Annotated in this window: 6 protein-coding genes; 2 read left to right on the forward strand and 4 right to left on the reverse strand. The window is 65.2% G+C overall.

Annotation, left to right across the window (positions count from 1 at the left end):
* Positions 1–168: 168 nt before the first annotated feature.
* A complete protein-coding gene (locus HMPREF2743_RS04030; protein ID WP_070745598.1) occupies positions 169–1293 on the reverse strand; it encodes a type VII secretion-associated protein in 1125 nt (374 codons plus the stop codon).
* Positions 1290–5018 (reverse strand): type VII secretion protein EccCa, encoded by a 3729-nt coding sequence (gene eccCa / locus HMPREF2743_RS04035; RefSeq protein WP_246818772.1) that lies wholly within the window; start codon positions 5016–5018, stop codon positions 1290–1292. The genes HMPREF2743_RS04030 and eccCa overlap by 4 nt, the downstream gene beginning before the upstream one ends.
* Before the next feature lie 129 nt (positions 5019–5147).
* On the opposite strand from eccCa, the gene eccD reads away from it, so the two are divergent.
* Positions 5148–6479 (forward strand): type VII secretion integral membrane protein EccD, encoded by a 1332-nt coding sequence (gene eccD, locus HMPREF2743_RS04040; protein WP_070527849.1) that lies wholly within the window; start codon positions 5148–5150, stop codon positions 6477–6479.
* Positions 6476–7651, forward strand: coding sequence for a S8 family serine peptidase (locus HMPREF2743_RS04045; RefSeq protein ID WP_070818208.1), 1176 nt, complete (start codon positions 6476–6478; stop codon positions 7649–7651). Before eccD ends, HMPREF2743_RS04045 begins: the two co-directional genes overlap by 4 nt.
* On the opposite strand, the gene eccB is transcribed toward HMPREF2743_RS04045, so the two are convergent.
* Together eccB and truA are read right to left on the reverse strand one after the other, a co-directional pair.
* Positions 7611–8870 (reverse strand): type VII secretion protein EccB, encoded by a 1260-nt coding sequence (eccB, locus tag HMPREF2743_RS04050; protein WP_070818209.1) that lies wholly within the window; start codon positions 8868–8870, stop codon positions 7611–7613. The genes HMPREF2743_RS04045 and eccB overlap by 41 nt on opposite strands.
* A gap of 54 nt (positions 8871–8924) precedes the next feature.
* The gene (gene truA / locus HMPREF2743_RS04055) at positions 8925–9785 is read right to left on the reverse strand and encodes a tRNA pseudouridine(38-40) synthase TruA (RefSeq protein WP_070527841.1); all 861 of its coding nucleotides are present in this window, start codon (positions 9783–9785) and stop codon (positions 8925–8927) included.
* Positions 9786–9914 lie beyond the last annotated feature (129 nt).

The raw sequence follows: 9914 nt of genomic DNA on the forward strand, positions 1-9914 counted from the left end.
TCTTTCTTGTTCCCTACCTTGGGGCGTATCCCTTATTCCTAGGGATTGGTGTGTGTTTCTTTCCCCCGAGAAGCACCCTGTGTCCTTCTCACCCTTATTGGACTGAGCTAGTGGCTCATCGGTTCCCGCTAAGTTTCAGATTCTTTGAGATTCGCAGAGCTTTCCCGCTTAGTCCTTCTTGACCAGCGATTCTGCCGCCATTCGGCAGGCAGCCTTCTGCACGACGTTGGGCTCAAACTTGGTGTGACAGCCCACGGACATTTGATGGCCCTTGTCTTCCCACATCATCCACGTCACCCGGGAGCCGTCGCCGGGGTCCTCGGTATATGTCAGCCGTCCAGACTCCTCTACCGGATCACGGAGGCCAGGATCGGATTCGATCTGCTCTTTAATCTCTGTGAACAAAACGTCGACAGGCACATTGAAAAGTGGATCAGCAGCCAGGAGGATGCGCAGGTTAGGGTCTTCACCGGCAGCGGTGACCAGACCATCCTCCACGCTGGTGCGGAATCCTTGAGGAAGCACCAGAGACATTCCCTCCACGTCGATGGCCTGCTGACCGGGTCGCAGCTGCCTGCTTCCGGATTCCTGAGAACCGGCCTCCTCAGCAGAGCCCTCGGGCTGCGCCTCCTTGTCAGGACTCGGGGCCGTGCCCGAAGTGCCGGGGGCGGCGGATGCTCTTTCAGCTGTCTGATCAGGAGTCGACGCTGCCACAGCCGTATCTTTGCGGCCCACCGCCCACCAGGACACCCCGGCCACCACGAGCACCATGACCGCGATGGCGATGTAGAAGGGATCGACACCTCCCAACAGCGCAGACCAACGGGATTCCGCCGCACGGTGCGACCGCCCGCGCCGGGCAGTCCGGGGCCGCTCGGCAGTCGCCGCGTCCTCAAGGTCCTCGTGCTGCGCGCCCACGGCCAAACGGGAAGAAGACGGTACAGCACTAGCCGCAACAGACACGGGCGGCGGCGATGGTTCTGGTTCCTGCACGGTCGCGCCCGCGCCGGCAAGCTGACGGCGCAGGATACTCACGGCCTCGACACTGATCTCCGTTCCGGAGGGATCCGCCACCACCTCAACGCTGACATCCGGCCATTCCGCCCCGCAGACCTTTTCGGCTTGGTCGAGGACGGCCTCCAGCGCCCAGCCTTCGGCGATTCCGGTGCCGGGCAGGTCATAGCGATAGATCGTCTCTGGGCCTTCATAAATCGTGGCGGCATCGAGCACCGTAATAACGAGCGTGGTCTCGGGTACAGTTGTCGGGGTTCGCAGTGCATGCGTCGCGGTCATTGGTTCTCTCCCTTGTTGTCTGCGATCTGTGGTGAATTGTGTGAACTATCGGCGCTTGGCACATAGACCTGCGCCAAGCCTTGGGATATGCCGCGGACGACCCATTGGCCGCGGCCGGGCGGCAATGCCGTTGGTTTGATGCCGAAGATGGTGCCTTCGTCACGGTCGGCGTCGAGAAGCAGCAGCGCCGGCTGCAAGTCCCGCACCGCCGAGAGGAACTGCCCGAACATCGCGCGACCGATGCCGCCGGCTTTGCGCGCGAGCACCAGGTGCAGCCCCACGTCGCGGGCGTGCGGGAGGAGCTCCAGCAGAGGTGCCAGCGCTATCTCACTGACCAAGTCGAGGTCATCGATGACAAGGTAAATATCCGGGCCCTCCCACCAGTTCCGAGCGGCCAGCTGGGCAGGGGTGACGTCGGGGCCGGGGAGTCGCTGCTCCAGGGTGCGCACCGTATCGAGAATGGCTTGGGTGGCCGCGCTTGCCGACGCCCCATAGGCCGCCACCATCTCCTCATCCAGCGTCCCCAAATGCGCGCGGCGCTCATCGATGACCACCAGGCGGGCTTCCTCCCGGCTCAGCTGGCTGATCCCGGCGAGAATCACGCTGAGAAAGTGCGATTTGCCGGAGCCCTGGGAGCCGATGCACACGAGGTGAGGCTGGACGCCCGGATCCCAGTCAAGGACCTCGAGGTCCGGCCCGCCGATTCCCCAGGCCACCCCACCTGATGACGAGCCCTCTTCTGGCTCGGGCAATTCGGTGAGCACAGCGGGTAGCATCTTCAGCGGTGGGACCGGTTCGGCGTCTGCATGCACGCCGCAGATATGAGCGATATCCTGCGGTGATGTCGCTGCAAAAAGGAGGTTCTCCCCCACCAGAGTGATCCCTCGCCCGGGTGCGGCCGGCAGCTTCTGCTGCGCCTTGCGGTCGATAAGGGAGTCCATGGCTTCTCCCAAGCGCAGCTCAAGGCGGGCCGCGATGAGATCCCGAATCGATGGCCGCAGGCTGGTCCACCGCGCCGCCGCAATCAAGACGTGAACGCGGGCGGAGGCACCGTCAGCGACCAGCTGGGTAATCGGCTCGGCTAAGTCCTCAAAGTCTGCCCCGGAGGTGCCGATGTGGTGCCAGCCGTCCACGATCAAGAAGGTGTGGCGAGCTTCCGGGCGGCGCACGAGGCCGGCGACTTCATCGACGATGCGCCGCACCTTTTCCGGTTCTTCGCGGCCGGCCACCCCGGCCACGTGGGGCAGGCGGTCCAGCACCCGCAGCTGCCCACCGCCCAAGTCGATGACATAAAAGCGCACCTGGTCTGGCGAATGCCACAGGGCCATCCCGGACGCGATACTGCGCAGCGCCATCGACTTGCCTGACTGCGGTCCGCCGCACAATGCGAGGTGCCCGCCGCCCGTCGTGAAATCCACGGTCAGCGGGTCTTGGCGCTGGTGATAGGGACGATCAATAAGCCCCACCTCCGCGCGCAGCCCGCCATCCGCGCCGGACGGATCCGTGCGCAGAGCAGCAACGCTGGATAACTCCACCACGGGTGGCAAGGGCGGCAGCCAAATCCGCCGCGCCGACTGGCCGCGCCGGGCAGCTTCCTCCCGGGCGCCAGCCACCACAGTGTCCAGGAGCGTGCTCGAGGAGTCCACGAGCTCCGCAAAGTCAAGCTCCTCCTCCGCCGCGCTGTGCCCGGTAAAGAGCTCGACGCGTGCGGAGCGCCGCGTAGTTGCAGCAGCTTCGTCACGAACCACCCGGCGCGTGACCGGGCCAGAAACATAAGAAGCCTGAAAACGCGTGGGGGCATCGGCATCCGTTTTGAGGTAGCCGGCTCCCGGCTGGGCAGGGAGGTGATAAGCATCGGGAACGCCGAGGACCTGGCGGGATTCCCCGGCGGAGAAAGTCTTTAACCCAATGCGATAAGACAGGTGCGAGTCCAATCCCCGCAAGCGCCCTTCCTCCAAGCGCTGGGAGGCCAGCAGCAGGTGCACGTGCAGCGAGCGGCCGAGCCTTCCCACCGCAACGAAGAGCTCTGCGAAGTCCGGGTGCTGCCCCAACAGCTCAGAAAACTCATCCACCACAATGACCAGCGCCGGCAGCGGCCCGTGCTCCGCCACCGCAGCAGCGGAGGCGTTGAATTCGCCGACGTTGGCAAAATTTCCTGCCTTGCGCAGCAGCTCCTGGCGGCGGTTCATCTCGCCAGAGATGGCATCGTACATGCGCTCCACCAGGGTGGATTCTTCTTCCAGGTTGGTAATCACGGCGGAGGTATGTGGCAGTTCCTCACAGCCCAAGAAGGTGGCGCCACCTTTGAAGTCAACGAGCACGAGGTTGAGTTCCTCCGGGCTGTGCGTGGCGGCCAGGGCTACGACAAGCGTGCGAAGTAATTCCGATTTTCCGCTGCCCGTGGCACCAATGCATAGACCATGCGGTCCCATCCCGCCCTGGGCGGACTCCTTTAAGTCAAGCATCAGCGCGTGCCCGGACTCATCGACACCGATGGGCACGCACAGCCGCTCAGCAGGGCTGCGCCCCTGCCACATGCCGGAGGCTTGGAGCGCATCCACATCCCGGAATCCCAGCAACGAGGGCAAATCCGCATTGCGACCGTGCCGAGGCGTGGACGTGACATCACCGCCGAACGGGCGGTGATAGGGCGCGAGGGTGCGGGCAAGGAGGAGGGCCGTGGGGACGTCGACAAGCGCGCAGCTTCCCAGCTCCTCCTCGCCCGCGGCAGTAACCACGGAGAGCGTACCTTCCGCCCGCAGGTAGATGCCTCCCTCCTCGGCGAGGCGGCCCAGCGGCGAATGAGGTGTTACGCCCACGGCGATGGTGGTTGTGGGGCTATCCCCCAGCGCGTCCCTGCGCAATTCACCACCGCTATGCCCTTGTTTCTCCGTCATGACGCAGATGCGAAACTGCGCCTGGTCAGGATCCCTGGAATGCGGCAGCCACTTCAACCATTCCCATTCCGCACCGTGATACTCAATGCCCACGGTCTCCGGGCCATGCAGCACCGCCAGGTGTAAAAGCAGGGCACGGGCCATCCCAGCGGCGTCTTCACCGGCCAGACCGACGACGGGAAAGGCTTGCAGCTGGATGACCACCGGCATATCCGCCAGCGTTCCCACCGCGCGCACGGTCTGGCGCAGGCTCACCGCGCACACCGGATCAAGGTCCTCCGCCGCGCCCGAATCCGGCACGTTAATGGGCGTGCACAGGGCCATCGGCCCCGTCCCCACCCGCACCTCCAAGGCGTCCGGGGCATCCGCGTCCCGTTCCCACAGCCGCGTTGTCGGAATCAACGCGCCAAGCTGCTCAGGGTCAGGGTTGCGGTGTTCTTCGTGCGCGCGTTGCGCCGCCCCGCGCTCCAGCGCTTCCTCCCGCAGCGCCTTAAGGTGGCGCAAGTAGGTCCGGCGGGTCTCATCCGGATCCTGCCCGCCTCCCTGTGGATTAAACATCATGGCCATGCTGGCCAGCATCATGAGCGGGAACATGAGGCTCATGGGACTCATCCGGCGCGCATCCCCCGCCCCGAGAACCATGAGCGCCACCATGCCCAGCATGGCAGCGATCATCACCAACGGCATGAGCAGGCGAACCAACGGTACGGGTTGGGCGCGGGCCGCCTCCGGCACCGCCTCGGCGTCAATGCTGCCCTGCGGCAACGGTGGTGCTGGCTCCCGATAGGCCGCCACCCCAGTGCCAACGACGCGTGTGGGTACGCGCATGTCAAAGTCCTTCCCCCCGAAGTACTCCACCGCCTCCTGAAACGGTGGACAGCGTGCCACTAGTAAGCCACAATGTGAGGCAATGGGCAAGGGGTTGCCCAGAAAAATTTCTCGGGGGAGGTATATTCCATGACTCGCGCACTCGCGCATTCCATTCACGTCACCGTCCGCATCCATGCAGGCCAGACCCACAAAGAAGCAGATGTATCGCTACCGCTTTCTTCCAGCCTCGGGGAGGTGCTGGGGGAATTGCTCGTGCTTGTCGACGTCCCTCCCGCCCCCATCCTCTGGCGCGCCACCACCGCGGCGGGCAAGACCATATCGATGACCACGCCACTCGACCGCACCAGTCTGGAAGACGGCTCCATCCTGGTGCTCAGCCCAGATGCGCCAACACCGGCGCCCATCGTGCGGGATGCCGCAGAGGCACTCGCTGCCGAGGCCTCGACCACGCAGCTGTCTGGTCTAGCCGGGTTCTGGGGCGTGGCAGGGCTTAGCGCCGTCGGCGCCTTGCTCGCCGCCGCGCTATCTCCCTCGATTGGTTGTGCCACCGCTGCACTCCTCGGCCTCGTGCTCGCGGCGTGGACCCGACGCGGTTCCCTGCTTGCGACTGCCCACGTGGCTGCTGGCCTGGCGGGGGCGCTGTCCGCTGGTGCACCTGTCGCTGCTGGCCCAGCCGGAACCGTGATTCCGGCCGCACCACTCGTAGGTGCTGCGGCGGCCGTGGGCGCTGTGGCGGTGCTCTCCCATGTGGTGCGTATTGGCGGATTACGCGCTCGGGCAAGTGCTGCCACGTGGTGCCTACTCGTGCTCGTCGGCTTGCTTGGCCCCGCCCCGTTGCTCGCCGCCACCGTGGTCTTGCTCGCGGCCTCTCCCCTGCTGACCACGCGGCTTGCTGGCCTCCGAGTGCCGCAACTGCCCACCGCCGGGCAGGACTTGAGCATCTCGGATGAGGAGCCCACGGATAACTCACTCAAAGCCCGGCGCGCCGGGCAGGCCTACGAAGGTATAGCAGTGGGCTGCACGCTGGCGGGCGTTCCTTCCCTCTTTCTCGTCGCGCTCAACGCTCACGCGGACACAACCGTGGTTGCTTCCCAGACACTGTGCGTGAGTATCGCTGGGGCGGTCATCGTGCATGCGGCACGTCACGCCCGGCCCGTCGCTGCGTGGGCGCTGGGAATCTATGGCCTCGCCGCGGCCGGTGCCGCGGTGGCCGTGCCTCTGCGCGAGTGGCAGCTGCTTACTACCCCAGCCACGGGAACGTGGGTGCTCAGCGTCATCGCAGGCCTCATCGTTGTGGCCATGCTCTCGGTGCCTGTGTGGGCAGGCAAACTACAGCAGATTGAGCCGACCACCATCGTGTGGTTCGAGCGCGCCGAGGCGCTCGCGCTCGCCGCTTGTTTGCCGCTCGCCGCGCACCTGGCTGGGCTCTTCGAGTTCATTCGGGGGTTGGGATCATGACAACGCTGATCCGAATAGGCGCTGTCGGCGCTGCGCTTGGTGTTTGCCTGGCTTGGGGTACCAGTGCTCTGTGTGCGCCGGTAGCCATCGCCCGCGAACCGGATACCGCCTGCGCGAAGGCCACGCTCGCCACGGCAGGTCCACAGCCCTCCGCGCAGTACTCAGAGTACCGGTCGCGGCTGCATTCTTTCGCCACGGGTGCTGGGGTGAAGGTCGCGGTCATCGACACTGGGGTGGCCGCCCACCCGCAGCTGCGCGTGTCACCAGGAGCAGACTTCGTTACCCCGGAGGAGCCAGACCCGCTGCGGGACTGTGACCTGCACGGAACGGTGGTGGCCGGCGTCATCGCAGGTAAGGAACTCGGTGTGGCTCCGGATGCGGACATCTACTCCATCCGGCAGACCAGCTCGCATTACCAAGCGCAAGCAGCAGAGAACGGTGACGCTGAACGAGGTGGCACCGGCACACTAGCCAGCCTGGCCGCTGCCATCGAGGATGCCGTCAACGCGGGCGCGCAAGTCATCAACGTCTCCGTGGTCTCCTGCGTTCCGCCGGATGCCGCGGCGCGGGTGGACCGCGCTGGTGTGGATGCCGCGCTTCGCCGCGCGGAAGAGGCTGGGGCGGTGGTCGTGGCGGCGTCGGGAAACGCCACGGCTGGCGGCTGCGAAAAGGATGACGTGGTCTTCCCCGCCGAGTCCGATACCGTCCTCGCGGTCGGCGCTTTAGCCACGCCTCACGACCTCGCGGAGTACTCCATCGCCGCGCCCCTCAGCGCGGAAGGAAGCGTCCCTCTTGCGCTTGAACCCGGTGGCGGCTGGGCCACAGGAAAAGGCGACGCTACCTTTCAAGGCACATCCTTTGCCGCGCCGCTGGTCAGCGGTACTCTCGCGTTGCTGGTGCAGCGCTACCCTGGGGACTCCCCGGCACAACTGCGCCAGCGCATTGTAGATTCGGCCGAGCCAGGCCACGGGGTGGTTGATCCGCTCACGGCGGTGACCTACCGGCCCGCGAGCGAAGCCCGTGGGGAGCGCTCATTTGCGGTCACACCAACGGCGACGACTGAGAACACGGCCTGGCCACAGGTGCGTTTGCTTCTTGAGGCCTTAGGTTTGCTCATCCTCGTGGCGGTTTTCAGTGCTCAGCCTTTAAGGCCTCCGCGCGGCTTAAGGTAGAGCCTTCCGGCAGCAGGCGCAGGATCTCCCACGGCACCTGTTCCGGTTCCTCCACGCCCAGTGCGCTCAGCTCCGCGGCACCAGCCAGCTCGTGGCGCCTGCCGGTAGCGGACACCACGTGATAGCCGTGCCCGCTATCCACGCCTACGCCAGCTTGGAGACCAGCGAAACGGTGCGCGGGCGAATCTCCCGGTAGGTCCACCGTTGACGCCACTGGCCGCAGCGTGCCAGCACCCTGCTCGTGAGTGGCACACAACCAGCCTTGCTCAGGAGACAGGAAGTCCACACGGGTGGTGGGCAGGTTGAAGGTCGGTGGGACGTCGCCCAGCGCGGCCACCTCCTGCGCCTGTGCGGGCAGGCGCTGCGCGCCCACGCCGACGAGCATCTCCGCCTGGGTATCAGTGATGGAGAAAACGCCTTGTTCCGTCCGCGCCCAGAGCTGCTCGCCGGTGTCGAGGATCTCAGGCGGCGCGGCTGGGAAGCTCAACGGCTCCAGCTCTGTGAAGGCGTTGAGCAATTCCTCGGGCATGGTCCACACAGCGGTTTCTGCAGTCACCCCCAACGCGCGGCGCAGCACCCTGCCCTGCGTGCTCGTGGCCTCCGGCAACACGACGCGCCCCTGGCCGGTGAGCAACCACTGGGTGTTATCGGATTCCACCACGGCGGCGTGCTCCGCATCGAAAGCTAAAACGCTGCGATGTGCCACCACGGTCACGGTGCCAACACGGCTGCTGGACTGCCAGTTCTCGCCTTGAGTTGATTCCTCCAGGCAGGCCGCCCAGCCTGACTCCTCCCCCGTTGCCGCACCTAAGAGGTTTGGAGCATCCGCAATTCCCAGTGGGGTACCCAGGTTCATCTGCTCCAGGAAGCTTGAACCAGCAGCCTGGGGCTCGACTGGTTCGTTGGCGATGAGCCTGGCCGAAGCCAGGTTGGCCACCGGATGGTACGTCCCGTTCACCAGCACCAGGAGCTGCCCCTCGGCGGAGCGCACCACGGGTGCATCGCCGGGTTGCGGGTCCGGCTGCATCCAGGCGATGAGCCCCGAGCCAAGACTCAAGAAGGCCACTGCGGCTACCCCACCGAGCAGCGCTCGTCGGCGCCGCTTGAGCGGATCATGAATCATGCGGATATCCCCGAACACCAGCCCGTGCTCGAGTCGACGAAGCAGGAACTTGTGGCCCGATACCTGGGCCTTGGTCGTTGGCAACGCGCGTGCCATGAGAATCCTCCCCGAATCAGTGCGCCACCCTCCCACGGCGCAGTGGGTTCTAGATTAACCCAACTCGGTATCCTCCGCAGCGCGACGGCTGCGGGTCATCTCCGCACGCGCGGCCAACTGGTCCGCATCGGGATAGTCCACGCCGACTAGGCTCAAACCCGCTGCCGGAGCAAGGGGAATCTGGGAAGACCTGCTGGTTTCTTTGAGCATCTGGGCTGCGAACTCCACGTTGCGGGACCCTTCGCCCACCCGCAGGCAGCAACCTACGAGACAGCGCACCATGGACCAGCAAAAGGCATCGGCACTCACGTGCGCCTCATAAAGCTGCGGCTCGGCAGGCGTAGAGACATCCTTCCACTCGAAGGCGAGCAGCTCGCGAATGGTAGTTGCGTGCGGCTTGGCCTTGCAGAACGCCACAAAGTCATTGAGGCCCACCAGCTGGTCGGCGGCGGCCTGCATCAGATCCAGGTCGACGGTCTTGAACCAGGTCGCGGTATCGCGCGCACGAGTGGGAAGCGCCCCGCGTGGGTGCGTCGTAATGCGGTAGACGTAGTGGCGGCTTAAGGCCGAGAAGCGCGCATCGAAATCGGACGATACTTCGGTGCAGGCGTGGACGCGGACGTCGACAGGCAGCAGCTTACCCAACCGCCTAACCAACTTGTCCGGCTCGCCGTCGATGCTGCGTTGGCTTAACGCCGCGCGGGTGGTGTCGAAGTGGGCTACTTGGCCGCTGGCATGCACGCCCGCATCGGTGCGCCCGGCCACGGTGAGCTCCACCGGGTGGCGCAACACCATGCTCAGCTTTTCTTCAACGGTCTGCTGCACGGTGCGCAGGCCGTCCTTTTGACGGGCCCACCCGTGGAAGTCGGTGCCGTCATAGGCCAGGTCAAGACGCAGGCGAACGCTTTCACTCATGGAGGTTGATGATACCGTGCGCCGGAAGTGCCATGCAGGCTGCATCCGAGGTCGGTTTTAACAAATATGCGTCCAAAAACTGCAGTTTTCAGGTCACTACCCTTATTGCCAATGGAGTTGTGAACATCC

This window comes from Corynebacterium sp. HMSC036D02, assembly GCF_001836165.1.
Lineage (GTDB): Bacteria > Actinomycetota > Actinomycetes > Mycobacteriales > Mycobacteriaceae > Corynebacterium.